At 66.5% G+C, this 25963-nt stretch carries 27 protein-coding genes; 15 read left to right on the top strand and 12 right to left on the bottom strand.

The genetic code is table 11. The features are described from left to right. Positions 1 to 66 precede the first annotated feature (66 nt). Together ACVOMH_RS00135 and ACVOMH_RS00130 are read right to left on the bottom strand one after the other, a co-directional pair. Positions 67 to 417: a hypothetical protein gene (locus ACVOMH_RS00135; protein ID WP_057505782.1), complete on the bottom strand. Its 351-nt coding sequence runs from the start codon at positions 415 to 417 to the stop codon at positions 67 to 69. Positions 418 to 427: 10 nt separating this feature from the next. After that, entirely contained in the window at positions 428 to 1210 is a 783-nt protein-coding gene (locus ACVOMH_RS00130) for an enoyl-CoA hydratase/isomerase family protein (protein ID WP_481550656.1), read from the bottom strand. A 167-nt stretch (positions 1211 to 1377) separates the two neighbouring features. On the opposite strand from ACVOMH_RS00130, the gene ACVOMH_RS00125 reads away from it, so the two are divergent. Continuing rightward, a complete protein-coding gene (locus ACVOMH_RS00125) occupies positions 1378 to 2079 on the top strand; it encodes an FKBP-type peptidyl-prolyl cis-trans isomerase N-terminal domain-containing protein (RefSeq protein WP_054660063.1) in 702 nt (233 codons plus the stop codon). A 22-nt stretch (positions 2080 to 2101) separates the two neighbouring features. Here ACVOMH_RS00125 and ACVOMH_RS00120 read toward each other — a convergent pair whose 3' ends face one another. Then, positions 2102 to 2341, bottom strand: coding sequence for a hypothetical protein (locus ACVOMH_RS00120; RefSeq protein WP_481551156.1), 240 nt, complete (start codon positions 2339 to 2341; stop codon positions 2102 to 2104). Between ACVOMH_RS00120 and ACVOMH_RS00115 the strand changes: the two genes are divergently transcribed. The 3 genes from ACVOMH_RS00115 to ACVOMH_RS00105 all read left to right on the top strand — a co-directional run bounded on the left by ACVOMH_RS00115 (position 2237) and on the right by ACVOMH_RS00105 (position 4909). Continuing rightward, entirely contained in the window at positions 2237 to 3004 is a 768-nt protein-coding gene (locus tag ACVOMH_RS00115) for a CoA pyrophosphatase (protein WP_481551132.1), read from the top strand. The two genes, ACVOMH_RS00120 and ACVOMH_RS00115, sit on opposite strands and share 105 nt — an antisense overlap. Next, positions 3001 to 3903, top strand: coding sequence for a sulfurtransferase (locus ACVOMH_RS00110; RefSeq protein ID WP_481550655.1), 903 nt, complete (start codon positions 3001 to 3003; stop codon positions 3901 to 3903). Before ACVOMH_RS00115 ends, ACVOMH_RS00110 begins: the two co-directional genes overlap by 4 nt. 76 nt (positions 3904 to 3979) lie before the next feature. Further along, complete coding sequence (locus ACVOMH_RS00105; RefSeq protein ID WP_481550654.1) at positions 3980 to 4909, top strand: DUF1684 domain-containing protein; 930 nt, start codon at positions 3980 to 3982, stop codon at positions 4907 to 4909. Here ACVOMH_RS00105 and ACVOMH_RS00100 read toward each other — a convergent pair. Continuing rightward, entirely contained in the window at positions 4894 to 5475 is a 582-nt protein-coding gene (locus ACVOMH_RS00100; protein ID WP_481550653.1) for an N-acetylmuramoyl-L-alanine amidase, read from the bottom strand. The genes ACVOMH_RS00105 and ACVOMH_RS00100 overlap by 16 nt on opposite strands. Positions 5476 to 5527: 52 nt before the next feature. Between ACVOMH_RS00100 and ACVOMH_RS00095 the strand changes: the two genes are divergently transcribed. Both ACVOMH_RS00095 and rlmKL read left to right on the top strand, forming a co-directional pair. Continuing rightward, on the top strand, positions 5528 to 6055 hold the full coding sequence (locus tag ACVOMH_RS00095; RefSeq protein WP_481550652.1) for a hypothetical protein: 528 nt from the start codon (positions 5528 to 5530) through the stop codon (positions 6053 to 6055). Positions 6056 to 6190: 135 nt separating this feature from the next. After that, a complete protein-coding gene (rlmKL, locus tag ACVOMH_RS00090; protein WP_481550651.1) occupies positions 6191 to 8335 on the top strand; it encodes a bifunctional 23S rRNA (guanine(2069)-N(7))-methyltransferase RlmK/23S rRNA (guanine(2445)-N(2))-methyltransferase RlmL in 2145 nt (714 codons plus the stop codon). A 53-nt stretch (positions 8336 to 8388) separates the two neighbouring features. On the opposite strand, the gene ACVOMH_RS00085 is transcribed toward rlmKL, so the two are convergent. Genes ACVOMH_RS00085 through ACVOMH_RS00065 form a run of 5 tightly spaced genes read right to left on the bottom strand, consistent with a single transcriptional unit; the run spans position 8389 to position 12149 of the window. Continuing rightward, on the bottom strand, positions 8389 to 8787 hold the full coding sequence (locus tag ACVOMH_RS00085; RefSeq protein ID WP_057505777.1) for a hypothetical protein: 399 nt from the start codon (positions 8785 to 8787) through the stop codon (positions 8389 to 8391). A gap of 59 nt (positions 8788 to 8846) precedes the next feature. Then, positions 8847 to 10133, bottom strand: coding sequence for a DUF445 domain-containing protein (locus tag ACVOMH_RS00080; protein ID WP_481550650.1), 1287 nt, complete (start codon positions 10131 to 10133; stop codon positions 8847 to 8849). 6 nt (positions 10134 to 10139) lie between these two features. Continuing rightward, positions 10140 to 10565 (bottom strand): hypothetical protein, encoded by a 426-nt coding sequence (locus ACVOMH_RS00075; RefSeq protein WP_054660296.1) that lies wholly within the window; start codon positions 10563 to 10565, stop codon positions 10140 to 10142. Next, the gene (locus ACVOMH_RS00070) at positions 10562 to 11206 is read right to left on the bottom strand and encodes a DUF5671 domain-containing protein (protein WP_481550649.1); all 645 of its coding nucleotides are present in this window, start codon (positions 11204 to 11206) and stop codon (positions 10562 to 10564) included. Before ACVOMH_RS00070 ends, ACVOMH_RS00075 begins: the two co-directional genes overlap by 4 nt. Before the next feature lie 52 nt (positions 11207 to 11258). Continuing rightward, the gene (locus tag ACVOMH_RS00065; RefSeq protein WP_481550648.1) at positions 11259 to 12149 is read right to left on the bottom strand and encodes a ParB N-terminal domain-containing protein; all 891 of its coding nucleotides are present in this window, start codon (positions 12147 to 12149) and stop codon (positions 11259 to 11261) included. A gap of 168 nt (positions 12150 to 12317) precedes the next feature. On the opposite strand from ACVOMH_RS00065, the gene ACVOMH_RS00060 reads away from it, so the two are divergent. The 3 genes from ACVOMH_RS00060 (at position 12318) to ACVOMH_RS00050 (ending at position 15664) form a co-directional block, all read left to right on the top strand. Beyond that, entirely contained in the window at positions 12318 to 13820 is a 1503-nt protein-coding gene (locus ACVOMH_RS00060) for an aldehyde dehydrogenase (RefSeq protein ID WP_481550647.1), read from the top strand. Positions 13821 to 13903: 83 nt separating this feature from the next. Beyond that, positions 13904 to 14281, top strand: coding sequence for a YajD family HNH nuclease (locus ACVOMH_RS00055; protein WP_481524358.1), 378 nt, complete (start codon positions 13904 to 13906; stop codon positions 14279 to 14281). An 87-nt stretch (positions 14282 to 14368) separates the two neighbouring features. Further along, positions 14369 to 15664, top strand: a complete 1296-nt coding sequence (locus ACVOMH_RS00050; RefSeq protein ID WP_481550646.1) for an MFS transporter — start codon at positions 14369 to 14371, stop codon at positions 15662 to 15664. Between the two features lie 123 nt (positions 15665 to 15787). Here the strand turns inward: ACVOMH_RS00050 and ACVOMH_RS00045 are convergent, their stop codons facing one another. The 3 genes from ACVOMH_RS00045 to ACVOMH_RS00035 form a co-directional block, all read right to left on the bottom strand. Further along, complete coding sequence (locus tag ACVOMH_RS00045; protein ID WP_481550645.1) at positions 15788 to 16249, bottom strand: bacteriohemerythrin; 462 nt, start codon at positions 16247 to 16249, stop codon at positions 15788 to 15790. A 105-nt stretch (positions 16250 to 16354) separates the two neighbouring features. After that, entirely contained in the window at positions 16355 to 17659 is a 1305-nt protein-coding gene (locus tag ACVOMH_RS00040) for a diguanylate cyclase (RefSeq protein WP_481550644.1), read from the bottom strand. A 66-nt stretch (positions 17660 to 17725) separates the two neighbouring features. Beyond that, entirely contained in the window at positions 17726 to 19018 is a 1293-nt protein-coding gene (locus ACVOMH_RS00035; protein ID WP_481550643.1) for an NAD(P)/FAD-dependent oxidoreductase, read from the bottom strand. A gap of 181 nt (positions 19019 to 19199) precedes the next feature. On the opposite strand from ACVOMH_RS00035, the gene ACVOMH_RS00030 reads away from it, so the two are divergent. The 6 genes from ACVOMH_RS00030 (at position 19200) to ACVOMH_RS00005 (ending at position 25823) form a co-directional block, all read left to right on the top strand. Then, positions 19200 to 19958, top strand: coding sequence for a gamma-glutamyl-gamma-aminobutyrate hydrolase family protein (locus ACVOMH_RS00030; protein ID WP_481550642.1), 759 nt, complete (start codon positions 19200 to 19202; stop codon positions 19956 to 19958). Positions 19959 to 19964: 6 nt separating this feature from the next. Continuing rightward, the gene (locus ACVOMH_RS00025; protein ID WP_481550641.1) at positions 19965 to 21353 is read left to right on the top strand and encodes a glutamine synthetase family protein; all 1389 of its coding nucleotides are present in this window, start codon (positions 19965 to 19967) and stop codon (positions 21351 to 21353) included. A 138-nt stretch (positions 21354 to 21491) separates the two neighbouring features. Further along, positions 21492 to 22616, top strand: a complete 1125-nt coding sequence (locus ACVOMH_RS00020) for a polyamine ABC transporter substrate-binding protein (RefSeq protein WP_481550640.1) — start codon at positions 21492 to 21494, stop codon at positions 22614 to 22616. 311 nt (positions 22617 to 22927) lie between these two features. Continuing rightward, positions 22928 to 24058 carry an ABC transporter ATP-binding protein gene (locus ACVOMH_RS00015; RefSeq protein ID WP_481550639.1) on the top strand — a complete coding sequence of 377 codons (1131 nt, stop codon included), beginning with the start codon at positions 22928 to 22930 and terminating at the stop codon, positions 24056 to 24058. Continuing rightward, positions 24055 to 24981: an ABC transporter permease subunit gene (locus ACVOMH_RS00010; RefSeq protein WP_481550638.1), complete on the top strand. Its 927-nt coding sequence runs from the start codon at positions 24055 to 24057 to the stop codon at positions 24979 to 24981. Before ACVOMH_RS00015 ends, ACVOMH_RS00010 begins: the two co-directional genes overlap by 4 nt. Beyond that, complete coding sequence (locus ACVOMH_RS00005; protein ID WP_481550637.1) at positions 24978 to 25823, top strand: ABC transporter permease subunit; 846 nt, start codon at positions 24978 to 24980, stop codon at positions 25821 to 25823. The genes ACVOMH_RS00010 and ACVOMH_RS00005 overlap by 4 nt, the downstream gene beginning before the upstream one ends. Positions 25824 to 25963: the final 140 nt, after the last annotated feature.

Below are 25963 nucleotides of genomic sequence, written 5' to 3'. Positions count from 1 at the left end.
ATTTTTTGGCCCCAGCCTTGTTTACCGCGATTTTCTTCGCCGGCGCTTTCTTGATGATCGCCGTGCTCATGCCGACGGGCTCCCGCCGGCACGGGCCTTGGCGCGGGCGAGGATGGCGGCGGCGGCCGAGGGCAGCGCCGGTTTGCTGTCGGCGGCCGGTGGCGGCGCACGCCGGGCCTCGCGTTCGGCGGCGCGTCGGGCCAGACGTGCCGTCCGGGCGCGATAGCGTTCACGGGCGGCCCAGGCGCGTTGCAGGCGCTGTTGCGCCTCGATAAGTACCTGCGACTGTGCGGGCGTGAGCGCGGCCTTGCCGGGTTCCGGAACGTAGTCCATCAAGCCGGCACGTACGGCGGCGTCCAGATCATCGGCCAGCACCAGATCCAGCAAGTGTTGCGGTGAAACGGGGGATGCGGACATCGAGGGCGGCTCAGCGATTCTGGAATTCCGGCTTGCGGCGTTCGAGGAAGGCGCGGGTGCCTTCGCGCATGTCCTCGGTGGAGAACACCAGACCGAACTGGGCGCTCTCGTACTCCAGCCCTTCGCCGATCGCGCATTCGCCACCGACATTGATCGTATCGAGAATGCCGCGCAGGGCCAGCGGTGCGGCATGGGCCAGCTGGGTGGCGAGCTTCAGGGTTTCCGCTTCCAGTTCCGCGGCCGGTACCACGCGGGTGAGCAGACCCAGCTGCTGCGCGCGCGCGGCATCGATCGGCGCGCCCAGCAGGCACAGTTCCAGTGCCGCGGCACGGCCGGCCAGACGCAACAGACGCTGGGTGCCGCCAAAGCCCGGGACCAGACCGAGGTTGATTTCCGGCTGGCCGAGTTTGGCGCTGTCGGCGGCAATCCGCAGATGGCAGGCCATCGCCAGCTCCATGCCGCCGCCCAGTGCGAAGCCGTTCACCATCGCGATGACCGGCTTGTTCAGACGCTCGATGCGGCGCATCAGCTGCTGCCCGACCAGCGAGAAGTCGCGGCCCTGCACCGGAGTGAGTCCATTCATCTCCGCGATGTCGGCGCCGGCGACGAACGCCTTGGAGCCGGCACCGGTGAGGATTACCACGCGTACCTCGTCCGCTGCCGCGGCCTCGGCGAATGCGGCGTCCAGTGCTTCCAGGGTCTGCCGGTTCAATGCGTTGAGCTTTTCCGGGCGCTGCACGGTGATCGTGCGGATCAGGCCCTGGGTGTGGATCGAAACCGGCGCCTCGGACATCGGCTAACTCCTGAGAAAAGTTAAAAAAATGTGATTGCGGAACTCTTTTTACCGCCGACTGTCTGAGCAACTGTGATCGGTGGCGGTCCGCGTTTGTGACCGCTATCCTAACCCGTCGCCTCAGGCGGCATGGTTGCCCTGAGACATCCTTCCTGGAGAACTGTTTGATGAAGTTGCGTTCTATCGCGGTGGCCGTGGCCGCCCTGGCCCTGACCGGCACTGCAATCGCCCAGGACGTTTCGTCCGAGAAGGGCAAGCTGAGCTATTACTTCGGCTACGACTACGGCAACAACCTGGCTGAGCTGACCGGCCGCGGTGAGCAGCTGGACATCGCTTCGGTGGTGAAGGGCCTGCAGGATGCCTACGCCAAGAAGCAGCCGGCCATCACCGCCGACCAGCTCAAGCCGGCCGTTGAAGCCTTCCAGAAGCGCGAGCAGGCCCGTGCCCAGGCCGCCAAGGCCGAGTACGAAAAGGCCGCCGCGGAAAACAAGACCCGCAGCGACCAGTTCATGGCCGCCAACAAGGCCAAGGCCGGCGTGCAGAGCCTGGCCAGTGGCGTGCAGTACCGTGTGATCGAAGCCGGCAACGGCGCCAAGCCGACCCAGGCCAGCACCGTGGCGCTGGAAGTGGCCGGTCCGTTCCCGTATGGCCAGCGTCCGACCGAAGCCCGCCCGGCGCAGTCGATCCCGTCGATCAAGGTCAGCGAAGTCGAAATGGCCGCCATGCGCGAAACCCTGCTGCAGATGCCGGCCGGCGCCAAGTGGGAAGTGACCCTGCCGCCGGAAAAGGCCTATGGTGCCGATCCGCGTACCCCGTTCCCGCCGAACGTGGCCGTGCAGTTTGAAATCAAACTGGTCAGCGTGAAGTAAGCGCACCGCCAGTGGAGCAACGTCAATTGCGCCGGTGCGAAAACACCGGCGCAATTTTTTTTGCGGAATCGGTAGCATCGGCCGGTCCCCAACCGCGATAGGCTTGGATGGTGCGTTTGTGATGGATGCTGTACGTCGTGTCGTACCCAGTCCCTGCATTGGAATCTGCGTTCTCGATCCCCACGGTCACTGCCGCGGATGCGCCCGGCGTGGCGATGAGATCGGTGCCTGGCTGCAGATGGATGACGCCATGCGCGAGCATCTGATGGAAGCCGTATTGCCGGGGCGGATGATTGCGCCCGGATCGCTCGCGGCGCGGCTTTCCGATCCGGCGCGGTTGTTGCGCGCACTCGAACCGCTGAGCTCGGCACCCGCCGGGGAAGGCTGGAACCACAGTGAACTGGCCGACATCCTGCCGCCCACACCGCCGGTGGAAGCGGCCGTGCTGGTCGGACTGATACCGCGGCCGCAGGGGGTGCAGCTGCTGTTGACGCGGCGGACCGAACACCTGCGCCACCACGGCGGCCAGGTGGGACTTCCCGGCGGCCGGATCGAGCCGACCGATCGCAATCCGGTCATGGCCGCGATCCGTGAATGCGAGGAGGAGATCGCTCTGGCGCGCCGGCAGGTGCAGGCGCTGGGCTATCTGGACCCGTTCCTCACCATTACCGGTTTCCGGGTAAGTCCGGTGGTGGCCGTGATCGATCCGGCGTTCGTGGCGGTGGCCGATCCTTCCGAGGTGGCCGAGGTGTTCGAAGTGCCGTTTGATTTCCTGATGGACCCGGCCAACCTGCGCCAGGTCCCGATGGAGTACCGCGGCCGCATGCGCCACGTGCTGGAATACACTTGGCCGGGGCAGCGTATCTGGGGGGCGACGGCCGCCATCCTCTACAACCTGCGTCGTCGACTGGAGCAAGTGCCATGAAGTTGAGCGATCCCCCCTGGACCACGCTGGTGGATGTCGATTCGCTGGCGGCGCGGCTGCGCGTTGACGGGCTGCAACTGGTTGACGCGCGGGCCACCGCAAGCACCGCGCTGCGTCTTGTGGATGCGCGCTTTTCGCTGGCCGATGCGCACGCAGGCGCTGCCAGCTATGCGGCCGGGCATCTTCCCGGAGCGGTGTACGCCGATCTCAACCGCGATCTTTCCGATCTGGCAAAAAAAGGCCATGGCCGCCATCCCTTGCCGGACAGCGCGGCGTTTGCCGCGACCCTGGGCCGCTGGGGTATCGGCCCGCAGACGCAGGTGGTGGTCTACGACGCGGCTGACGGCAGCATGGCCGCTGCCCGGTTGTGGTGGCTGTTGCGCCTGATCGGCCACCGCCATGTGGCGGTGCTCGATGGTGGTGTTGCGGCCTGGCAGGCTGCCGGTCTTGGACTGGAGCGTGAGGTGCCCGAGGTTGCACCGCTGGGGCCGTATCCGGGGCAGTTCGACAGCACGCAGATCGTCAGCGCCGAGGAGGTCGCCGCGCGGCTGGCGCAGACGCCGGGCTGGCTGATCGACGCGCGTGCGGGCGAGCGCTATCGCGGCGAGGTGGAGCCGCTGGATCGCGCCGCCGGGCACGTGCCCGGGGCGGTCAACCGTCCGTTCGGCCTGAACGTGGTTGATGGCCGGTTCCGGCCGGCGGCAGAATTGCGCGCCGAGCTCGAGCCGCTGCTGGCCGGCCATACGCCGGCCGAGCGGGTGGCGATGTGTGGTTCCGGGGTCACCGCCTGTCATCTCGTGCTGGCGTTCGAGATCGCCGGTCTGAGCGGCATGCGGGTGTTCAGCGATTCGTGGAGTGGCTGGTCCAGCGACGCGTCGCGACCGGTGGAAACCGGCTGAGCCAGCGCGCAGGAGGGCCGGTCCGCGGGGAGGTGGGCCGGCATGGCAAGGGGCGGGCAAGGGGCAGGGGAGCGGGATGCGTTTGCGGATGAGCACAGCGCTGATGGTGTTGGCACTGGCATGCAGCGGCTGCATGCGCGGTGGCTCGGCTGCGGCCGATGGTGACTCCCAGCGCTACGCGCGCGAAATCGAACAATGGCGGACGCAGCGGCTGGAAGCGTTGCGCGCGCCCGATGGCTGGCTCAGCTATGCCGGTTCCGGGCGGCTGCGACCGGGGCGCTATCGCATCGGCAGTGCGCCCGGCAGCGAGGTGCGGCTGTCGGCCGGGCCTTCCGTACTGGGAACGTTGACGCTGGGCGGTGATGACACGGCCCATATCCAGGCCAGCGCTGGCAGCACGGCGACGCTGGACGGAAAGCCCCTGCAGCACGCGAAACTGATCCCGGCGGTGGTGGGCGGGGCTGCGGCCAGCCGTATCCGCCTGGGAGAGACGGAGTTCTATCTGGTGCGCACCGGCAATGTCTGGGGCTGGCGCTATCGCGACCCCGGCTCGCCGTATCGACGCAACTTCGGGGGAATAGAGCACTTCCCCGTGGCGCCGCAGTGGCGCGTGCGCGCGCGCTGGCACCCGTACAAGACGCCGGAGGATGTGGTGCTGCTGACCTCCATCGGCACGCCGTTGCCGGCCCAGGTGCCGGGCGAGGCCCGTTTTGAAATCGACGGCCGTAGCTATCGCCTGCGCCCGGTGCTGCAATTGCAGGAAGCCGACGACAAGCGCCTGTTCTTCCTGTTCTCCGACCGCACCAGCGGCCGTGAAACCTATGGCGGCGCGCGCTATCTGTCCGCGGCGAGCCCGCACGATGGCACCGTGGTGCTGGATTTCAATCGCGCCGAGAATCCGCCCTGCGCGTTTACCCCGCATGTGGTGTGCCCGGTGGCACCGCCCGCAAACCGGCTGGATCTGGCTGTCACCGCGGGCGAAAAGGTCTATCAGGCGCGCGACTGAGCGGGCAGGGGCTGCAGCGCGACGGCCTGCAGCACCTGTGGCCAGGGAAACCGCGGGCCAGGATCACGCTTGCGGGCCACGGTCAGCGTGGCATCGTCGCTGGCCTCCACCTGTGCGGTATCCAGCTCCTCATGCCCGGCAATCCAGCGCAGCGAAGGCAGCGCCGTGGACAGCCAGTGCAGCAGTGCGATCAGGGCCTGGATCTGTGCCGGGGTATACGGCTCCTCCATGGCCTGGTGGCGCGAGTCGAACCAGTGCGGGTACCGCCCGGTATTGACCAGTTCGATGCCGACCGAGCGCGGATTCATGCCACGCACGTGGTGCGCCACCCGTTCCAGCGCCACGTATTGCACGATGCTGCCGTCGCGATCGATATAGAAGTGGCCGCTGTTGCCGCTGCCGTTCTCATACAGTGCCCGCTCGCCGTATTCGCGGGCCATCACCAGATCGGGCAGCTCGGTGCAGTGGATCACCACCAGGTCGACGTCGGACAGCGCCCGTCGCGCGAGGACGGACTCATACGGCAGTGGCGCGGAAACAATGGCGGGAGCAGGGAGCGCGGACATCGGTGGATGCTAGCATTTGCACCATGACTTACCTCGTATCCGGCAGGGCGCCATGAGTCGCGGCCACTGCATTCTTTCCCACGGTTTCGAGAGCGGCCCGGACGCGACCAAGGTCACCGCGCTGGCCGAGGTGGCCGAACGCCTGGGCTTCAGTCACGAACGCCCGGACTACACCGATCTGGATGGCCGCCAGGACATCAGCCGTGTCGGCGATGTGCCCGCGCGCCTGCAACGGCTGGTCCAGCTGGCCGGTGACGCGGCCACGCGCGGGCCGGTGGTGCTGGCCGGCTCCAGCCTGGGCGCCTATATCTCGGCGATCGCCTCGCTGCAGGTGCCCACGCGGGCACTGTTCCTGATGGTTCCCCCCACCACGATGTGGCCGATGCCCGCCCTGGACGCGGCCACGGTGCCGATCAGCGTGGTCCACGCCTGGCATGACGAGCTGATCCCGGCCGCACAGGTCATCGCCTGGGCGCAGCAGCGTTCGGCGCGGTTGCTGATGGTCGATGACGGCCACCGTCTGGCCCGCCATGTGCAGGCTTCGGCACAGGCCTTCGAGAGCCTGCTGCGCGGGCTGTGATGCCTGCCGCCACGGCCCGTGAGGGCGGCGGCGGCGACAGTTGCCTACAATGGCGGCCTTGGATTCCGGTTTCCGGGTGCGCAGATGGCGTGCCCGCCAGGTGTCCCTCCCTTTTCCGACAGTCGATCCGATCCCGTGAAATTCTTTGTTTCCTGCGCCAAGGGCCTGGAGTACCTCCTTGCCGACGAGCTGCTGGCGTTGGGCCTGCCCGTCGCCACCGCCACCATCGCCGGCGTCAATGCCGAAGGCCAATTGCGCGATGCGCAGCGCGTGGTCCTCTGGTCACGGCTGGCCAGCCGTGTGCTGTGGCCGCTGGCCGAGTTCGAATGTCCGGACGAGGGCTCGCTCTATCAGGGCGTGGTGGCGATGCCTTGGGAGGAACACCTGCATTCGGATCTGACCCTGTCGGTCGATGCCCACGTCTCCGGTACCGCCATCACCCATGCGCGCTTTGCCGCGCAGCGGATCAAGGATGCGGTAGTGGACCGTCTGCGCGGGCAGGGCCAGGAGCGCCCCTCGGTGAATACGGAATTCCCGGACGTACGCATCAACCTGTCCCTGCGCAAGGGCCGGGCGACGATCTCGATCGATCTGAGCGGCGGTCCGATGCACCGGCGTGGCTGGCGCAACGCGCAGAACGAAGCGCCGCTGAAGGAGAACCTGGCCGCGGCGGTGCTGCTGCGTGCCAACTGGCCGAAGATCCACGCCGAAGGGGGCGGCCTGCTCGATCCGATGTGCGGCAGTGGCACCTTGCTGATCGAAGGCGCGCTGATGGCCGCCGATGTGGCGCCGGGCCTGCAACGGCACGGCAGCCTGCCGCCGAGCCGCTGGCGGGGGTTCGATCAGGCGCAGTGGAAGGAATTGATGGCCGAGGCGCGTGAGCGTGAGCGCATCGGGCGCGCGGCACTGAAGCAGGTCATCCACGGCAGCGACAACGATCCGCACGCGATCCGCGCAGCCAAGGAGAACGCGGAAGTGGCCGGGGTCGCCGAGGCGATCTGGTTCGGTGTGCGTGATGTGGTCGATCTGCAGGTACCGCCGCAGGCGACCGGCTGCGTGGTCTGCAATCCCCCGTATGACGAGCGCCTGGCCGCGGACAACGCGCTGTACCGCCAGCTGGGTGATGCGCTCAAGCGCGCGGTGCCGCAGTGGCGGGCGAGCCTGCTGTGCGGCAGCACCGATCTGGCTTTCGCCACGGGCCTGCGCGCGCGCAAGACCTACCAGCTGTTCAACGGCGCGATCGAGTGCGCGCTGATTGTCTGCGATCCGATCGCGGTGCCCAGGCGCGAGAGCGACGGCCAGCCGCGCGAACTGAGCGAGGGCGCGCAGATGGTGGCCAACCGTCTGCGCAAGAACGTCAAAAAGTTCAAGAACTGGCTCAGCCGCGAGCAGATCAGCTGCTATCGCGTCTATGACGCGGACCTGCCCGAGTACGCGGCGGCGATCGACGTCTATCAGGAAGATGGCGGCCAGCGCCGCACGTTTCTGCATGTGCAGGAATACGCCGCGCCGGCGGAGATTCCCGATGTCGACGTGCGCCGCCGTCGCAACGAGCTGCTGGCGGCCGCGCGCGAGGTGTTCCAGGTGCCGGCCGACCAGGTCGCACTGAAGTCGCGCGAGCGTGGCAAGGGCGGCAGCAAGTACGGCCGTTTCGAGCAGCGCGGCGAGTTCGTGCTGGTGCGTGAGAACGATGCGCTGTTGCGGGTGAACTTGTTCGACTATCTGGACACCGGCCTGTTCCTGGACCATCGCCCGCTGCGCTGGCACATGGCCCAGGAAGCCACCAACAAACGCTTCCTCAACCTGTTCTGCTACACCGGCGCAGCCACGGTGCAGGCGGCGGTGGCCGGTGCGGCTACGACCACCAGTGTTGACCTGTCCGGAACCTACCTGCAGTGGTGTGCCGACAACCTGGCCTTGAACGGCAAGGGCGGCAGCCAGCACCAGTTGATCCAGGCCGACGCCTTGGCCTGGCTGGAAGCCGAACGGCACCGCTTCGATGTGATCTTCTGTGATCCGCCGACCTTCTCCAATTCCGCCCGCGCCGAGGACTTCGACGTGCAGCGCGAGCATGTGCGCCTGCTGCGTGCGGCGGTGGCACGTCTGAGCCCGGACGGCGTGCTGTATTTCTCCAACAACTTCCGTCGCTTCAAGCTCGATGAGAACGCGATCAGGGAATTTGCCGCGTGCACGGAGATTTCAGCCCAGACCATCGGGTTGGACTTCGAATGCAACGCGCGCATCCACCGGGCGTGGGAGCTGCGACGTCACGGCGCCTGAGCGGCCGCCCGGCCGGCAACCGCTGCCATCCACCCCAGAGGCCGGCGCGGCAATCAGCGCCGGCAGGCTTCTTCGATGGATTTTCCAAGCGCGTCGGCGTCGGCGCGGCCAAAGGTCTTGGCCAGCTCGTGGCGCCACTTGGCGTTCTCGCAGCGTTCCGGATCGGCCGCCGCATCGATGACGGTGCCGCGCACGCTGGCCGGCTGGCCACGGCCGGCGTCGGCCTGCATGCGCGCCCGGGCGCGGCGCAGCATTTCCTCGTTGCGGTAGCGTTCCTCGTACGTCAGGCGCGGATCGCCCACCACCTTGCGGCTGACGCCGGTGTCCTGCTCGATCGGGCAGGGCAGTGACTGGTAGATGGTTTCGCTGCCCTTGAGGCACTTGTAGACACGTTGTGCGCAGGCGTCGCCAGCCAGTGCGCAGATGGACAATGCCAGCAGTTTACGTTTCATCGATCCCCCCGGAGTGGGCGGAGCTTACTGCATGCCGGCAGATGCCGCAGCTGCCGGTCTCAGAAACGCAGCCAGCCGGTCAAGGCATGCAGCAGCAGGCCGATCAGGCCGCCAACCAGGGTGCCATTGAAGCGGATGTACTGCAGGTCGCGGCCGACGCTCAGTTCCAGCTGTTCGACCAGTTTTTCCTCATCCCAGCCTTTCACTGTCTGGGCGATATGGGTGGTGACGCCGGCGCGCAGGCGGTTGGTGAGTTTCCCGGCGCCGGCCAGCATGTGCTGGTTGAGCGCATCGCGCAGCGCCGGATCGCGACTGATGGCGGCGCCGAGCTGGCCGAGGCTGCGCTCCAGATGGCCGGCCAGCGCCGAATCCTCGCGCGCCAGATCCTCGCGCAGGAAGCCGTGCACGCGCTGCCACAGGCCCTGCACATAGTCCTGCAGCGCCGGGTGGTCGAGCATCTGCTGCTTGAGCGCGTCTACCCTGTTGGCCAGCGCGGGATCTTCGCGCAGCCGGCGCATGTAATCGCCCAGCCAGCGCGCATAGTCCTGCCGCAGCGGATGCTCCGGCTGCGACAGCACCGCCTGCAGTTCTTCCAGCGCCGCGCAGGCCAGGCGGTCGGCCAGCGAGTCGCCGATCTCGTCGACCGGTTTGACCCAGTCCACGGTGCTGGCCAACTTGGGCCACTCCTTGCGGATGTAACGCACGATCAGCGCCGAGGCCTGCTGGCGCACGCTGTCGTTGTCCAGCCAGCCGGCAACACGCCTGAGGCCTTCGTCGAGCACGCGCTGGTGGCGGTTGTCGGCGGTGAGCAGGCCCAGCAGATCGCCGGCGGTGGCCGCCGCGTTCCACTGCCGCAACTGCTGGACCACAAAGCCCTGGATGGAGCGACGCACGGCGGCCTCGTCCAGCAGATCCAGCGCCTGTACCGCCCAGCCGCGCGCCATCCCGGCCAGCATCCTGGCCTGCGCCGGTTGCGACAGCCACTCGCCCAGACGGGTGGCAGGATCGAATACTTTCAGCTTGGCGAGCAGGGCCTGCGGCTCGAGGAAATGGTCGCGCACGAATACCGCCAGGCTGTCGGCGATGCGCTCCTTGTTGCGCGGAATGATCGCCGTGTGCGGGATTGGCAGGTTCAACGGCCGCCGGAACAGCGCCACCACCGCGAACCAGTCGGCCAGTGCGCCGACCGTGGCCGCTTCGCAGAACGCCCCGACCCACGCCCAGATGCCACGCTCTTCATTGAGATGACTGACGATGAAGCCGGCCAGCATCGCCAGCAGCATCGCCAGCGCATAGCCCTTCAGGCGCCGCAGCTGCGCGCGGCGCGGATCGCACGGCGTGTTCACCGCCGCTCAGTCCTCATCTTGGAGCGAACGCCGGTAGCAGTGCTCACCGGACGGGTGGTTCCATGCATTGAAGGCGGTGCCACGGCGCAGGCCGACATTGCTGGCGGTGGCGAAGCGGGCACACAGTTCGAAGTGGCTCTCATCCAGGCGGCGGTAGCGGTAGTCCGGCCCGCCCTGCGGGTCGGACAGGTTCAGCGCCATACCCGGCTGTGCGGCAAGCGCCGCCAGGTCCGATGGCAGCTGGTCGTGGCTTTGCCGGTAGCTGCGGATGGCGCTGTCGAGATTGCGCAGATCCTGCACGCGGCTGTCATCGAGGCGTTGCAGGCGCTGTTGCGCGGGGGAGTCGATGATCCACACGCCGGCGGCCACGGCCAGCGCGGTGACGATGCCGGCGGCCCACAGCAGGCGGCTGCCCCAGTTGCCATGGCTCATGGTGTGGCCTCCTCGCGGCGCAGGTCCCACAGGTACCAGCCGAACACGGTACCGGCCAGCACGCCGACCACCAGCACCTTCAGGCCGAAACGCAGGCTCAGCTCGCCGCCGAGCACGTTGTAGACCAGCGTGGTGAGGTCACCGATCAATACGGTGGCGGCGATAAACAGGGTCAGGTAGGTCAGCCAGCGGCGGACCGGTGACAGCCGCTTGATCGGATGCCGGGTCACGTCACGGCTGATCCGCTGCGACAGAAAGGCAAATACCGGAAAGCTGATCACCAGCGCCGAGACCGACCAGCGGATCGCCGGGCCCAGTCGCAGCACTTCCCATTGGGCATCGGCCGGGTCGGGCAGAGCGTGTTCGATCAGCTTGAACAGCAGGCTGCCCAGGTTCCATGCGAAGAAATACAGCGTGCTGAACAGCAACAGATAGACGAAAGCCTCCCGTGCCGACAGCGAGGCACGGGGGCGCGGCACCGGCAGGGGAAAGTCCACCTCGGCCCAGCTGTCCAGTGCGCCACGGGCCTGTTCGCTGCTCCAGCCGGCCGCCAGCAGCGCCTGGCTGACCTGCTGGCGGGTATGCCCGCGGATCAGGGCGTCGCGGACGAACGATTCAAGTTCAGGGGAAGCCGATGCCATCGCGAGCTCCTTGCAGGGCGTGGCCGCAGCGTAGGGCGCGCGGGCGGGGTGATCAAGCGTCGGCGTCTTCGGCCGCTGCATCGCTACGCTGGGTTGCAACGCGGGCGCGCAGTGCGTCCAGCTCCATGCGCAGCGCCTGGTTCTCGGCGGTCAGCGAGGCCACCCGCTGACGCAGCGCCTGCACTTCCGCGCTGTCGAGGGTGTCATCCGGGCCATCAATCTCGGCGGCGCTCGGCGACGGGGCGTTGTCCTCGTCGCGCGCGGCCTTGGGCTTGCGCTTGGCTTCGCGCACGCGCTTGACCGCCTGCTTCAGTTCTTCCTTGCCGCCCTTGGCCGCCGCGCGCTGTTCCTCGGCCGGCAGGCTGGCCACGGTGGCCGCGGCACTGAGCGAGATCGCACCCACGCGCATGGCTTCGATCACTTCCGGTGTGGCGTGATCGTGAATCTTCTCGATCATCGTCACCTGGCTGGGGCTGAGCTTGGCTTCGCGCGCCAGATCGGCCTTGGACAGCTTCGGCGCCGGTTCCCACGGGGGGGTATCGGTATCGCCCTCGTTGCTCGCGCTGGCCGTGGCTTCGCCTTCACTCTCGCGGCGCAGCTGTTCCTGTTCGGCGCGGCGTCGGGCTTCGATGATGTCGCGCTTGCGCAGCGCCAGCACACCGCGCTGGTAGTCCGACACGCTGCGCCGGCCCAGGTGTTGCTCGATCATCCACAGGTGCACGTCGTCCATCGACTTGAACCGGGTGTTCTGCACCGTGTTGAACGGGATGTTGTGGCGGGTGCAGATGCCGTAGCGGTTGTGGCCGTCGATCAGCACGTTGCCCCACAGCACCAGCGCGTCGCGACAGCCCTCGGCCAGCAGGCTGCGCTCCAGCGCGTCGTGCTCGTCCTGCGTGAGCGGGTCGATGTAGGCCTTGAGTTCTTCGTTGACGATGATGTCCATGTGCACTGCCGGTAAAACATTGGGGGCGGCATTGTAGTGATCGCGGCGCGCGGGCGGGCAATCCGGTCCGGTTCAGGCCACGCGCGATTCATGACGGATGTGCACGGGCGCCGGCGTACCATGCAGGCGTGCGGCGCTGTGCCGCGTCCTGTACATCCGGAAACCGTCATGACCATTCCGCACCTGCGTGAACAGTGGCAAATGCTGGCCGATGGCCTGGCCTTGCGCACGCGCGCGTTCATCGATGGCCGCTATGTGGATGCGGCCTCCGGGGCCACGTTCGCCTGCATCAGCCCGATCGACGGCCGGGTGCTGGGGCAGGTGGCCGATGGCGGGCAGGTGGATATCGACCGTGCGGTGGCCGCGGCGCGGCGCAGTTTCACTGCCGGGCACTGGTCCGGACTCAAGCCTGTCAAGCGCAAGCAGGGGTTGCTGCGGCTGGCGGCGCTGGTCGAGCAGCACGCCGATGAGCTGGCGTTGCTGGAAGCCCTGGATATGGGCAAGCCGGTGGCCGAGGCGCGCCGGGTCGATATCGGTGGGGTGATCCGCTGCCTGCAGTGGACCGCCGAGGCGGTGGACAAGCTCTATGGCGAGATTGCGCCGACCGGCACTGACGAGCTGGGCCTGATCACCCGCGAGCCACTGGGGGTGATCGGCGCGATCGTGCCGTGGAATTTCCCGCTGCTGATGGCGGCATGGAAGATCGCCCCGGCGTTGGCGGCCGGCAACTCGGTGGTGCTCAAGCCTTCGGAGAAATCGCCACTGAGCGCGCTGCGCTTTGCCGAACTGGTGGCCGAAGCGGGCCTTCCCGAGGGCGTGTTTAACGTGGTGCCGGGCAGTGGCAAGGGCGCCGGCGAACCGCTGGCCCTGCATATGGACGTGGACGGACTGGTGTTCACCGGTTCCACCACGGTGGGCAAGCGCCTGCTGCAGTGTGCGGGGCTGTCGAACATGAAACGCGCCTACATGGAGTGCGGCGGCAAGAGTCCGAACATCGTGTTTGCCGATGCCCATGATCTGGACAAGGCGGCCGAGGCGGCGGCCCGCGGCATCTTCTACAACCAGGGCGAGGTCTGTACGGCCGCCTCACGGCTGCTGGTGGAGCGCCCGATCAAGGACGAGTTCGTTGCCCGGGTGGTCGAACATGGCCGGAAAATGCAGCCCATGCACCCGTTCGAGCCGGATGCGGCGATGGGCGCGATGGTGGACGAGGCACAGACCGCGCGGGTGCTGGGCTATGTGGAAGAGGGCATCGCCGAGGGCGGGCGTCTGCTGCTGGGCGGCAAACGTGCCCACGTGGTGGCCGGCGGCTGTTACATCGAACCGACCGTGTTCGACGAGGTAGCGCCGTCCAGCCGGATCGCCCGCGAGGAGATCTTCGGCCCGGTGTTGTCGGTCATCGCTTTCGACGGCGAGCCGCAGGCCCTGCAACTGGCCAACGACAGCGACTATGGCCTGGCGGCCGGTGTGTGGACGCGGGACATCTCGCGTGCCCACCGCGTCGCCCGCGGCCTGCGGGCGGGCAGCGTGTGGGTCAACTGCTGGGATGGCGGCGACATGACCGCGCCGTTCGGCGGCTACAAGCAGTCCGGCAACGGCCGCGACAAATCGCTGCATGCCTTCGACAAGTACACCGAAATGAAGGCGACCTGGATCAATCTGCGCAGCTGAGCGCCACGCGGCGCATTTGCGCTGGTGGCGGCTGCGTGCCGGCGCTACAGTCGCGTCCATCTGTCCTACTTCCGGCAATTCCCATGTCCTCCAAGTCTTCAGGTCCTGACCATGCCGCGCTGGATCGCATCGTGGCGCAGGCCCGGCGCGATGCCGAACAGCGCGAGAAGGGCTACCGCGAACGTGCATTGAAGATGTACCCCTGGGTCTGCGGCCGCTGCGCCCGCGAGTTCACCCGCGCCAACCTGACCGAACTGACGGTGCATCACCGCAACCACGACCACGATTTCAATCCGCCCGACGGCAGCAACTGGGAGCTGCTGTGCGTGTACTGCCATGACAATGAGCATTCGCGCTATGCCGATTACACCGGCGTGGCGGCCAACCAGGCCGAAGAACGTACCGCGGCGGCCACCGCCAACCCGTTCGCCAACCTGAAGGCATTGCTCAAGCGCGAATAGCACCGGACATCGGTGGCGCTTGCAACCGTTGCTTGCCGGCCGCGGCCGCCGTGGCAGAATCCTGCGGAAATTTCCGGTGATCCTCCGATGACGTCTTCTTTGCTGACCGCACCTGCCGCCAATTCTCCGCGCCGGGTGCTGGCGGCCAGCCTAGTCGGCACCACCATCGAATTTTTCGATTTCTACATCTACGCCACCGCCGCGGTGCTGGTGTTTCCGCAACTGTTCTTCCCGGAAAGCAGCCCCCAGGCGGCGCTGCTGCAATCACTGGCGACCTTTGCGGTGGCCTTCATCGCGCGCCCGGTGGGCTCGGCGGTGTTCGGCCACTATGGCGACCGCATCGGCCGCAAAGCCACCCTGGTGGCGGCGCTGCTGACGATGGGGCTGTCGACCGTGGCCATCGGCCTGCTGCCCACCTATGAGCGCATCGGCCTGATTGCGCCGTTGCTGCTGGCGCTGTGCCGTTTCGGCCAGGGTCTGGGACTGGGGGGCGAATGGGGGGGCGCGGTATTGCTGGCGACCGAGAACGCGCCGCCGGGCAAGCGCGCGTGGTACGGAATGTTTCCGCAGCTGGGTGCGCCGCTGGGGTTTCTGCTCTCGGCCGGCACGTTCCTGCTGCTGGGCAAGGTGATGGACGATGCCGCGTTCCTGGCCTGGGGCTGGCGGGTGCCGTTCGTGGCCAGTGCATTGCTGGTGATCGTCGGCCTGTGGGTGCGCCTGAACATCCACGAGACCCCGGATTTCCGCAAAGCACTGGAAAGCGGCCAGCCGGTGCGGTTGCCGTTGCGTGACGTGCTGGCCGGGCATGGCTTTGCGGTTGTCGCCGGCACCCTGGCGGCCTTTGCCACCTTCGTGCTGTTCTATCTGATGACGGTGTTCACCCTGGGCCATGGCACCTCGGCGCTGGGGTACGCGCGCGAGGATTTCCTGCTGCTGCAGATGGTGGGCATCCTGTTCTTCGCCGCGGGCATCCCGCTGTCCGCGCTGTATGGCGACCGGCGCGGCACCTTGAAGGCGATGTTATGGGCGACGGGGGCGATCTTCGTCTTCGGCCTGCTGTTCCAACCGCTGTTCCAGGCCGGGCATCCATGGCAGGTACTGCTGTTCCTGTCGCTGGGCCTGTTCCTGATGGGGCTGACCTACGGCCCCTGCGGCACCATGCTGGCCGGCCTGTATCCGGTGCAGCTGCGCTATACCGGCGCGTCATTGTCGTTCAACCTGGCCGGGATTCTTGGTGCGGCGCCGGCACCGTATGCGGCGACTTGGCTGGCCGGCCGCTTCGGGATTGCCGCTGTCGGCGGCTATCTGTGTGTGACCGCGCTGGTCACCGGGCTGGCGCTGTGGGTGCTGATCCGGCGCCCGCGCGCGCTGGCAGTGCCGTAGCCGGCGCCACCACGGCTGTCCGGGCGGGCAGTGGTGGCCGCTCAGCCCTGCCTGCGGATCGCGGCCATCCACCAGCGCAGCGCGGTGAACAGTTCGCGCGGTGAAGTATCAGCGCGGTCCATTTCAGTTGAACAGGCGCTTGAGCGTGCGTCCCAGCCAGCCACCCTGCTGGTGCTCGCGGGTGAACTGGTTGAGGTGGCGCTTGACCTGCTCGGCATAGGCCTTGTCGTCACCGCGGATATGGTTGAACAGCCAGCGCGAGAGCATGTTGCGCAGCTCGTCGGTGACATCTTCGCCGGCCTGGAAGCGCAGGCGGTATTCGGACACGCGCTTGCCGAACACCTCATGGACCCGCTTGTGGGCGGCACAGAACGGATAGCCGGCTTCTTCCATCAGCTCTTCCTCGAAGGCGAAGTGCGACATGGTGTAGTCCACCAGTTCGTCGATCACTTCGGCCACCGCCACGCGCTCCAGACTCTTCTGCGCGACGTGCAGGTGGTTGAGCATCTCCACGATACGCATGTGCTGGTGGTCGATGACTTCCACGCCCGTATTGAGATCGTCCTGCCATACCAGTAGTGCCACTGCGCGTTCTTCCTGTGAGAGCTGTGGGCGGCACTCTAGGCAGTGGCGGTCCGGCGCGCGTTGATCTGGATCAAGGCCCGCCGGCGACGCCAGTGGCGCTGGCCATCACGGCAGCTGCTGGCTGCAGACGCGGTTGCGCCCGCCGGCTTTGGCCAGATACAGCTGGCGGTCGGCCTCGGTGATCAGCTGGTGCAGGCTGCCGTGGTGGGTGGGCATGTGGCAAAGGCCGATGCTGACAGTCATGCGCAACGTGCTTTCGCCAAATTGCAGCTGCAACGCCGCCAGGGCCTGGCGCAGCTGCTCGAAGTACTCGATGCTGCGTGGCTCGTCCAGGTCGTTGACCAGCATGCAGAATTCCTCGCCGCCAAAACGCGCGCTGAGGTCGTGCGGCCGGGTGTGGGCCTGCAGCACCGCGGCGACCGCACGCAGCGCCTGGTCGCCGGCTTCGTGGCCGAGGCTGTCATTGATGTGCTTGAAGTGGTCGATGTCCAGCATCGCCACGGTGATGGCGCCGGTTCGGTTCTGGCCCAGTTGCCGCTGACTCTGCTCCAGGAAACTGCGCCGGTTGGGCAGGCCGGTAAGGAAATCGCGCGTGGCCAGATCCTGCAGGGTGCCGATCAGCTCCAGCTGGTCCACATTCTGCGAGATGCGGCAGAAAAACTCCTCGCGCGAGAATGGCTTGCGCAGGAAATCGTTGGCGCCGTTCTTCAGAAAACGCGGGATCAGGGACGGATCGGCGTTGCCGGAAATGCCGATCACCGCCACCTTGTCGCGCGCGCGCAGCGCACGCAGCCGGCGGGTCAGTTCCACGCCATCCATGCCCGGCATTTCCTGGTCGACAATTACCAGGCGGATCGCCGGATCGGTTTCTATCACCTGCAGCGCGCTGGCGCCGTCGGCCGCCTCGCTGACGTGATAGCCGTACATGCCCAGCAGCGAGGCCGCATACGCGCGCGCCGAGGGCGAGTCGTCCACCACCAGGGCCGAGATGCGCCGATTGCGTTCCAGACGCTGCACCAGCCACACCAGGTAGTCGATGCTGCCGGGGGTGTTCTTCAGCACGTAGTCGATGATCTGCTGCTGCAGCACGCGTTTGCGCAGGCCCTCGTCGTAGACGCCGCTGACCACGATGGTGGGCAGGCCGCGATCGACGAAATAGTCGACCACGCGGTCGCGGTGCCCGTCGGCCAGTACCAGCCCGGTCAACACCAGGAACCAGCCGCCTTCGCTGTCCAGCAGTTCGCCGGCCTCCTCCAGGGTGGAGGCGACGCTGACCGGCAGCTCCAGGCGCTGCTCGATGGCTGCGCGCAGCATGGAGGTGAACGTGCGCGAGTTCTCCACCAGCAGGATCCGCTGGGGCAGCTGCGTGATCGGGCGGCTGTCGAAAGTGGCCTGCGGCAGGGCAGGCATGGGGGCAAGGTGCTGGGGCATCACAACCGGTAGCGGCGGCTGCCGTAAGAACTTGAGCCGGTTGGCCTAGCCGAGCAGATCGCGCAGCTTGTACCAGGACATGGCCGCCACCAGCAGTGGCATGCGCAGTGCTTTGCCACCGGGGAACACGCCGTGTGGGATGCGCTCAAACACGTCCAGACGTTCGGCCTGGCCGGCAATGGCGGCGGCGATCACCTCGCCGGCCAGACCGGTGCTGGCCACGCCATGCCCGGAGAAACCCTGGGCGAAATAGATGTTTGGCGTCAGCCGCCCCCAGTGCGGGGCGCGGTTGCGGGTGATATCGATATAGCCGCCCCACAGGTACTCCAGCTCCACATCGGCCAGCTGCGGAAACACCCGGCGCATGCGCCGGGTCATGCTGGCGCGCAGGCCCGGCGGCGGCAGCGCCGAATAGTTGGCCTGGCCGCCGAACAGCAGGCGGTGGTCGCGGCTCAGGCGGAAGTAGTCCAGCGCCCAGTTCACGTCGGCCACGGCCATGTCGTTGCGGATCAATGCCCTGGCGCGCTCGGCGCCCAGCGGTTGGGTGGCGCCGATATAGGTGCCGACCGGCATCATCCTCGTTTCCAGTTCCGGCGCGATGCCCTGCAGCCAGGCGTTGCCGGCCAGCACCACAAAATCGGCGCTGAGCTGGCCCTGCGCGGTATGCAGCACCGCCCGTGGGCCACGCTGCAGCCGCACCACCGGCGAATGCTCGTGGAGCGTGACTCCGGCGGCTTCGGCCGCACGCGCCAGTCCCTGCGCGTACGCCAAGGGATGCAGGTGGCCGCTGGCCGGGTCATACAGCGCACCGAGGTAACGCTCGCTGGCCAGTTCCTGGCGCAGGCGCGCGCGATCCCACCATTCCAGCGGGTAGTCGTAGCGGGCGGCCATACGCTCGATGTCCAGCCGCAGGGCGCGTTCCTGGCGCGGCTGGATCGGTACGCTGGCATGGCCGTCGCGCCAGTCGCAATCGATGTTGTGGCGGGCGATGCGGTGTTTCAGCATCGCCATGCCGTCGCGCGAGAAATCGAACAGCCGCCGCGCGTCGGCCTCGCCGACCAGTGCTTCCAGGGTGTCCGGCGCGCAGCCGTAGCCGACGATGGCCTGGCCACCGTTGCGTCCGGAGGCACCCCAGCCGACCCGCTCGGCTTCGAGCACGCTGACGCGGTAGCCCTTTTCGGCCAGGGCCAGTGCGGCGGTCAACCCGGTATAACCGGCGCCCAAGACGGCCACGTCGGTCTGGGTCGGACCGCGCAAGGGCGGGCGGGCAGGCACTTCCGCCTGGCTGGCGGCATACCAGCTGGGGGGATAGCCGGACTGGGGGGTGTCCACGGACATCAGGCGGATTGATCGGTCGGGTCGGGGGCGGGGAGTGTAAAGCGCGCGGTGTGCAGGGCGCGCACCTGCCATGCCTGCAGGTGACCGGTGCGCCGGGCAGGGGTTGAACGGGGCCTGGTGTGTGGTTGCCTAATCGCAAGGGCGGCGGTAGCGTGCTCCGCATCTTTCCAGAGCATGACGCATGGCCAGCCTGCCGCTGGTCGGCTTGCCCACCGACCGCAAGCCGATCGGCTCGCATCCCTTTCTCGTGGTCGGTGAGAAGTACGTGCGCGCCGTGGCCGAGGCTGCGCAGGCGATGCCGGTCGTGCTTCCCCTGTTGCAGCCACCGCTGCTGGCCGATGCCTGGCTGGCACGGCTTGATGGCCTGCTGCTGACCGGGGCAACCAGCAATATCGAGCCGCACCATTACGCCGGCGGTTCGAGCTGGCCCGGCAATCCGCACGACCCGGCACGCGATACCAATGTGCTGGGCCTGATCCCGCAGGCCATGGCGATGGGCCTGCCGATCCTGGCGATCTGCCGCGGCTTCCAGGAGGTCAACGTGGCCTGTGGCGGCAGCCTGCATCCGCAGGTGCACAACGTGCCGGGCCTGGCCGATCACCGTGAAGATCCGGATTCACCGCTGGATGTGCAATATGGGCCGGCCCACCGGCTGACGTTGACCTCGGCGGGCCTGTTGGCCGCTATTGCCGGTACGGGCGAAGTGGAGGTCAACTCCGTGCACGGCCAGGGCGTGTCCCGGCTGGGCGAGGGCCTGCAGGTCGAGGCGCGTGCGCCCGATGGGCTGATCGAGGCCTTCCGTGGCCCCGGCTCATCGTTCCTGCTGGGCGTGCAGTTCCATCCGGAATGGCGTTTCAGCGAGAACCCGTTCTATTGCGGTATTTTCAAAGCCTTCGGCGAGGCCTGTCGCCGCTACCAGTCGCAGAAACAGAAAAGTTGATCCGTCATGACCTCGCGCCCCCGAACCCGCAAGACCGCTGCCAGCGTGCAGGAAGAAAGTTCCCTGCTGCGCTGGCTCAAGGAACGGCACATCACCGAGGTCGAATGCCTGGTGCCGGACATCACCGGCAACGCGCGCGGCAAGATCATCCCGGCGGACAAGTTCTCCCACGACTACGGCACGCGTCTGCCCGAAGGCATCTTCGCCACCACCGTCACCGGTGATTTTCCCGATGACTATTACGAACTGACCTCGCCGGCCGATGCGGACATGATCCTGCGCCCGGATCCGGACACGGTGCGCATGGTGCCCTGGGCCACCGACCCGACCGCACAGATCATCCATGACTGCTACACCAAGACCGGCGAACCGCACGAGCTGGCACCACGCAACGTGTTGCGGCGGGTGCTGGCCGCCTACGAGGAGCTGGGCCTGAAACCGGTGGTCGCGCCGGAGGTAGAGTTCTTCCTGGTGCAGAAGAACACCGATCCGGATTTCCCGCTGCTGCCGCCGGCCGGCCGTTCCGGACGTCCGGAAACCGCACGGCAGTCCTACTCGATCGACGCGGTCAACGAGTTCGACCCGATCCTCGATCTGATGTACGACTACTGCGACGCGATGAAACTGGACGTGGACACGCTGATCCATGAATCCGGCGCCGCGCAGCTGGAGGTGAATTTCACCCACGCCGATGCGATGTCACTGGCCGACCAGGTGTTCCTGTTCAAGCGCACCATGCGCGAGTCGGCCTTGCGCCACGGGGTGTATGCGACCTTCCTGGCCAAACCGATGGAAACCGAGCCGGGCAGCGCGATGCATATCCACCAGAGCCTGGTGCGCATCAGTGACGGCCGCAACGTGTTCGCCGGCAAGAAGGAGGGCGAGTACAGCGCGCTGTTCGAGAGCTATCTGGCCGGCCTGCAGAAATATGTGCCGATGGCGATGGGGTTTTTCGCGCCGAACGTGAACTCCTACCGGCGTCTGGTGTTCGGCGAGGTTTCGCCCAGCAACGTGGAGTGGGGCTTCGACAACCGTACCTGCGGCCTGCGCGTGCCGATGGACACCCAGGAAAATGCGCGGGTGGAAAGCCGCTTTGCCGGCTCTGACGCCAATCCGTATCTGGCGATGGCCGGCACCCTGGCCTGCGGCCTGCTCGGGATCCGCGAGAAGCTCAAACCGACCGCGCCGGTCACCGGCAACGCCAAGGGGCTGGGGTACGAGCTGCCGCGCTCGCTGGGCGAATCGCTGGACGGACTGGAAGGCTGCGATGCGCTGCAGGAGTTGCTGGGACGCCGTTTCTGTCGCGCCTACATCTCGGTCAAACGCAAGGAGTACGAGACCTTCTTCCGCGTGATCAGCTCCTGGGAACGTGAATTCCTGCTGCTAAATGTATGATTTCGCGGAAATTCACAGCGATGGATGGGCGCAAGTGCTGCGTGGCGAGGGTTCGCTAAGCGGCCCTCAGGTGGGACAATAAGCCACCACCGGTCCAACCGGTTCCCCCATTGCTCCCGGATCACCACTGGAGAATCCATGAAGCTGCGCATTTTGACCGCGGGTGTCGCCCTTTCCCTGCTTGCCGCCTGCGGTGGCAAGGACGAAGGCGCCAAGGCGCCCGAAGGCGGCGAGGCCAAGGTCCTCAACGTTTACAACTACTCGGACTACATCGCCGAGGACACCATCCCGAATTTCGAGAAGGCGACCGGCATCAAGGTCACCTATGACGTGTTCGACAGCGATGAGATGGTCGAGACCAAGCTGCTGACCGGTGACAGCGGCTATGACATCGTGGTGCCGACGCTGAACTTCTTCGGCCGCCAGATCCAGGCCGGCGTGTTCCTGCCGCTGGACAAGAGCAAGATCCCGAACCTGGCCAATCTCGACCCGGCGGTGATGGCGCGCATCGCCGGCCAGGACCCGGACAACAAGTACGGTGTGCCGTACATGATCGGCACCACCGGCATCGGCTACAACGTGGCCAAGCTCAAGGAACGTTTTGGTGGCAGCACCGAGATCGCCAACAGCTGGGACCTGGTATTCAAGCCGGAAAACATCGCCAAGATGAAAGATTGCGGCGTGACCATCCTGGACACCCCGGCCGACATGATTCCGATCGCGCTGCACTATCTGGGCGAAGATCCGCACAGTGCCGATCCGGTGGCGATCGAGAAGGCGGCCGAGCTGCTCAAGTCGATCCGCCCGTATGTGCAGAATTTCCACTCCAGCCAGTACGTGGGTTCGCTGGCCAATGGCAGCACCTGCCTTGTGGTGGGCTGGTCCGGTGACATCATCCAGGCCCGCGACCGTGCCGAGGAAGCCGGCAATGGCGTGGAAGTTGCGTACTCGATTCCGAAGGAAGGTGCGCCGCAGTGGTTCGACATGCTGGCGATCCCCAAGGATGCCAAGCATCCAGAAAACGCCTATGCGTTCATCAACTACCTGCTGGAACCGCAGGTGGCCGCCAACAACACCAACGTGACCCAGTACGCCAACCCGGTCACGGCGGCCACGCCGATGGTGGACGAGGCGATCCGCAACGATGCCACCGTCTATCCGCCGGCCGATGTGGCGGCCAAGATGTTCACCTATGGGATCAACACCCCGGAGACGGACAAGCTGTACACCCGTCTGTGGACCCAGATCAAAACCGGGCGCTGATCGCCAGCGCGGGGTCTGTCCCGGCCTGACCGGTCGTTGAACCCGCTGACCGGCAGGGGGACTGTGACGGCTCCCGTACTGCCCCAGGCAGCCTCCGTGCACCGCATGGAGGCTGTTTTGCTTTCTGCCCGGCCTGCCGGCAAGCGGATTCCCCCAGCTCCGGGGCCGGTAACCGGCCCGGCGCAGTCCTGTCCCCTGACCGTGAACGGCTCTGGCTGGAGGGCCATCCGCCAGATATAGCGGTGTCCCCTGCAAAACGCGGGGGCTAAACTACGTCCGTTTGTCCATCTGCCCGTGCCTGGAGCCTGAGCATGCCCGTTGAAGCCACGCCGGCGACCGTTGTCCTGAACAACGAGCCCGGCTACCTGTCCATCCGTGATCTGCGCAAGGAGTTCGACGGCTTTGTCGCCGTTGAAGACGTCAATCTTGACGTGCGCAAAGGGGAGATCTTCGCGCTGCTGGGCGGGTCGGGCAGTGGCAAATCCACGTTGCTGCGCTGTCTGGCCGGGTTCGAGACCCCGACCAAGGGCAAGATCCTGCTCGACGGCCAGCCGATCACCGCGCTGCCGCCCTACGAGCGGCCGATCAACATGATGTTCCAGTCCTATGCGCTGTTTCCGCACATGACCGTGGAGCAGAACATCGCCTTCGGCCTGAAACAGGACGGACTGGCCAAGGACGCGGTCGCGCGCCGTGTGGGTGAGATGCTGGAGCTGGTGCAACTGGGCAAGCTCGCCAAACGCAAGCCGCACCAGCTCTCCGGTGGCCAGCAGCAGCGCGTGGCGTTGGCGCGTTCGCTGGCCAAAGGGCCGAAACTGCTGCTGCTGGACGAGCCGATGGGCGCGCTGGACAAGAAGCTGCGCTCGAAGATGCAGCTGGAGCTGGTCAACATCATCGAGCAGCTGGGCGTGACCTGCGTGATGGTCACCCATGACCAGGAAGAGGCCATGACCATGGCCACCCGCATCGCGGTGATGGACCAGGGCTGGATCCAGCAGATCGGCAAGCCCGATGACATCTACGAGCAGCCGGCCAACCGCTTCGTGGCCGGTTTCATCGGTTCGGTCAACCTGATCGAGGGCGTGATCGATGAAGACCTGCCCGAATACGTCACCGTGCGTACCGCCGATTTCCCGGCGCCCATCTACGTCGGCCACGGCATCACCGGCTATGAAGGCCAGCCGGTGGCGTTCGCGCTGCGTCCGGAGAAGGTGCACATCGGCAAGGACGAGCCGGAAGGGCAGACCAACAAGGCGCACGGCGTGGTCGAGGACATCGCCTATTTCGGCAGTCACTCGGTCTACCACGTGCGGTTGCCCAGTGGCGCCAAGATCCTGTCCAACTTCGCCAACATGAAGCGTTGGGACAGCGACGGCATCACCTGGAGCGACGAGGTCTGGGTGTCCTGGGACGACAACGACGGCGTGGTGCTGACCTCATGAGCGCGATCCGTTCCCAGCGAAACGGCTGGCGGCGCTGGCTGCCCGACATCCGGGCTGCGGTGATCGGAGTGCCGTACCTGTGGCTGCTGCTGTTCTTCGCGATCCCGTTCCTGATCGTGCTGAAGATCTCCTTCGCCAAGATGGCGGTGGCGATGCCGCCGTACACCTCGATCGTGGAGTACGTGGACAGTGCTTTCACCATCAATCTCAATCTGGGCAACTACACGCAGCTGTTCACCGACAGCCAGTACGTCGTGGCCTACCTGAGCTCGATCAAGATCGCGCTGATCTCCACTCTGCTGACGCTGCTGATCGGTTACCCGATGGCGTATGTGATCGCGCGCATGTCGCCGTCGGCACGCAACATCGCGATGATGCTGGTGGTGCTGCCGTCGTGGACCTCGTTCCTGATCCGTGTATATGCGTGGATCGGCATCCTCGACAGCAATGGCCTGATCAACCGGACCCTGATGGGAATGGGGCTGATCGATGAACCGTTGCGCATCCTCTACACCCCGGTGGCAGCCTACATCGGCATCGTCTACTGCTACCTGCCGTTCATGGTGCTGCCGTTGTACGCCAACCTGGTCAAGCTTGACCATCGCCTGCTGGAGGCGGCCTACGACCTCGGCGCGCGGCCGTGGAAGGCGTTCTTGAAGATCACCCTGCCGCTGTCGCGCAACGGCATCATCGCCGGCTGCATGCTGGTGATGATCCCGGCGGTGGGCGAGTTCGTGATCCCGGAGATGCTTGGCGGCCCGGATACGCTGATGATCGGCCGTGTGCTGTGGGGCGAGTTCTTCAACAACCGCAATTGGCCGCTGGCGTCGGCGGTGGCGATCGTGATGCTGATCCTGCTGCTGATTCCGATCCTGATCTTCAACCGTGCGCAACAGCGCGAGCTGGAGGGGCGACTGGTATGAGCATGACCCGGCGTAATTCCTGGCTGGGCTGGAGCGTACTGCTGCTCGGCTTCGCGTTCCTGTACCTGCCGATCCTGCTGTTGATGTTGTATTCGTTCAATTCATCCAAGCTGGCGACGGTGTGGGCGGGTTTTTCCACCAAGTGGTACGGCGAACTGTTCCGCGACCGCCAGCTGCTGCAGGCGGCATGGGTGAGTCTGAAGATCGCATTCTGGACGGCTACCGCCTCGATGGTGATCGGCACGATGGCGGCGATGGCGATGACGCGTTTCAAGCGTTTTCCCAGCAAGACGCTGTTCGGGGCGCTGATGACCGCGCCGCTGGTGATGCCGGAAGTGATCATCGGCCTGTCGATCCTGCTGATGCTGGTGTCGATGGGGGGGCTGTTCGGGCTGCCCTCCAAGGGCGTGGTGGCGATCTGGATCGCGCATGTGACCTTCACCATTTCCTTCGTCACGGTGGTGGTCTCCTCGCGTCTGCAGGAGCTGGACCGTTCGCTGGAAGAGGCGGCGATGGACCTGGGCGCCAACCGGCTGAAGGTGTTCTTCCTGATCACCTTGCCGATCATCGCTCCGGCGCTGATGTCGGGCTGGCTGCTCGCGTTCACCCTGTCGCTGGATGACGTGGTGATCGCCAGTTTCGTCGCCGGCCCCAGTTCGACCACGCTGCCGATGAAGATCTTCGCCTCGGTGCGCATGGGCGTGAGCCCGAAGATCAACGCGCTGGCGACGTTGCTGGTGCTGGCGGTATCGGCGGTGGCGGTGATCGGCTGGTGGATTTCCGCACGTGCCGACAAGCTGCGCCAGCGCGACATGCAGCTGGCCCTGCAGGACAACGGCTGATCCGTCGCGCCTGCGGTATGCGCGCCGCGGCGCCGCGGCGCGGCGCCGCGGCGGGGCGGCCGGCGCCGCGATGTACTGACGCCGGCGGTCCCGTTGCCGCCGTTCCCATGACCGCCGCGTTGATTGAAGTTGGTGGCAAG

The organism is Stenotrophomonas sp. STEN013 (assembly GCF_056760355.1).
The sequence above is the reverse complement of the archived record's forward strand: the minus strand, read 5'-3'. Positions and strand labels throughout refer to the sequence as shown.

Coding starts and splice junctions, on each gene's coding strand:
- ACVOMH_RS00075 (WP_054660296.1), bottom strand. CDS start 10,565: ATGAGCCATGGCAACTGGGGCAGCCGCCTGCTGTGGGCCGCCGGCATC.
- ACVOMH_RS00130 (WP_481550656.1), bottom strand. CDS start 1,210: ATGTCCGAGGCGCCGGTTTCGATCCACACCCAGGGCCTGATCCGCACG.
- ACVOMH_RS00010 (WP_481550638.1), top strand. CDS start 24,055: ATGAGCGCGATCCGTTCCCAGCGAAACGGCTGGCGGCGCTGGCTGCCC.
- ACVOMH_RS00095 (WP_481550652.1), top strand. CDS start 5,528: ATGAGTCGCGGCCACTGCATTCTTTCCCACGGTTTCGAGAGCGGCCCG.
- ACVOMH_RS00020 (WP_481550640.1), top strand. CDS start 21,492: ATGAAGCTGCGCATTTTGACCGCGGGTGTCGCCCTTTCCCTGCTTGCC.
- ACVOMH_RS00085 (WP_057505777.1), bottom strand. CDS start 8,787: ATGAAACGTAAACTGCTGGCATTGTCCATCTGCGCACTGGCTGGCGAC.
- ACVOMH_RS00015 (WP_481550639.1), top strand. CDS start 22,928: ATGCCCGTTGAAGCCACGCCGGCGACCGTTGTCCTGAACAACGAGCCC.
- ACVOMH_RS00135 (WP_057505782.1), bottom strand. CDS start 417: ATGTCCGCATCCCCCGTTTCACCGCAACACTTGCTGGATCTGGTGCTG.
- ACVOMH_RS00040 (WP_481550644.1), bottom strand. CDS start 17,659: ATGCCTGCCCTGCCGCAGGCCACTTTCGACAGCCGCCCGATCACGCAG.
- ACVOMH_RS00060 (WP_481550647.1), top strand. CDS start 12,318: ATGACCATTCCGCACCTGCGTGAACAGTGGCAAATGCTGGCCGATGGC.
- ACVOMH_RS00065 (WP_481550648.1), bottom strand. CDS start 12,149: ATGGACATCATCGTCAACGAAGAACTCAAGGCCTACATCGACCCGCTC.
- ACVOMH_RS00050 (WP_481550646.1), top strand. CDS start 14,369: ATGACGTCTTCTTTGCTGACCGCACCTGCCGCCAATTCTCCGCGCCGG.
- ACVOMH_RS00110 (WP_481550655.1), top strand. CDS start 3,001: ATGAAGTTGAGCGATCCCCCCTGGACCACGCTGGTGGATGTCGATTCG.
- ACVOMH_RS00100 (WP_481550653.1), bottom strand. CDS start 5,475: ATGTCCGCGCTCCCTGCTCCCGCCATTGTTTCCGCGCCACTGCCGTAT.
- ACVOMH_RS00025 (WP_481550641.1), top strand. CDS start 19,965: ATGACCTCGCGCCCCCGAACCCGCAAGACCGCTGCCAGCGTGCAGGAA.
- ACVOMH_RS00125 (WP_054660063.1), top strand. CDS start 1,378: ATGAAGTTGCGTTCTATCGCGGTGGCCGTGGCCGCCCTGGCCCTGACC.
- ACVOMH_RS00120 (WP_481551156.1), bottom strand. CDS start 2,341: ATGCTCGCGCATGGCGTCATCCATCTGCAGCCAGGCACCGATCTCATC.
- ACVOMH_RS00035 (WP_481550643.1), bottom strand. CDS start 19,018: ATGTCCGTGGACACCCCCCAGTCCGGCTATCCCCCCAGCTGGTATGCC.
- ACVOMH_RS00005 (WP_481550637.1), top strand. CDS start 24,978: ATGAGCATGACCCGGCGTAATTCCTGGCTGGGCTGGAGCGTACTGCTG.
- ACVOMH_RS00070 (WP_481550649.1), bottom strand. CDS start 11,206: ATGGCATCGGCTTCCCCTGAACTTGAATCGTTCGTCCGCGACGCCCTG.
- ACVOMH_RS00105 (WP_481550654.1), top strand. CDS start 3,980: ATGCGTTTGCGGATGAGCACAGCGCTGATGGTGTTGGCACTGGCATGC.
- ACVOMH_RS00055 (WP_481524358.1), top strand. CDS start 13,904: ATGTCCTCCAAGTCTTCAGGTCCTGACCATGCCGCGCTGGATCGCATC.
- ACVOMH_RS00030 (WP_481550642.1), top strand. CDS start 19,200: ATGGCCAGCCTGCCGCTGGTCGGCTTGCCCACCGACCGCAAGCCGATC.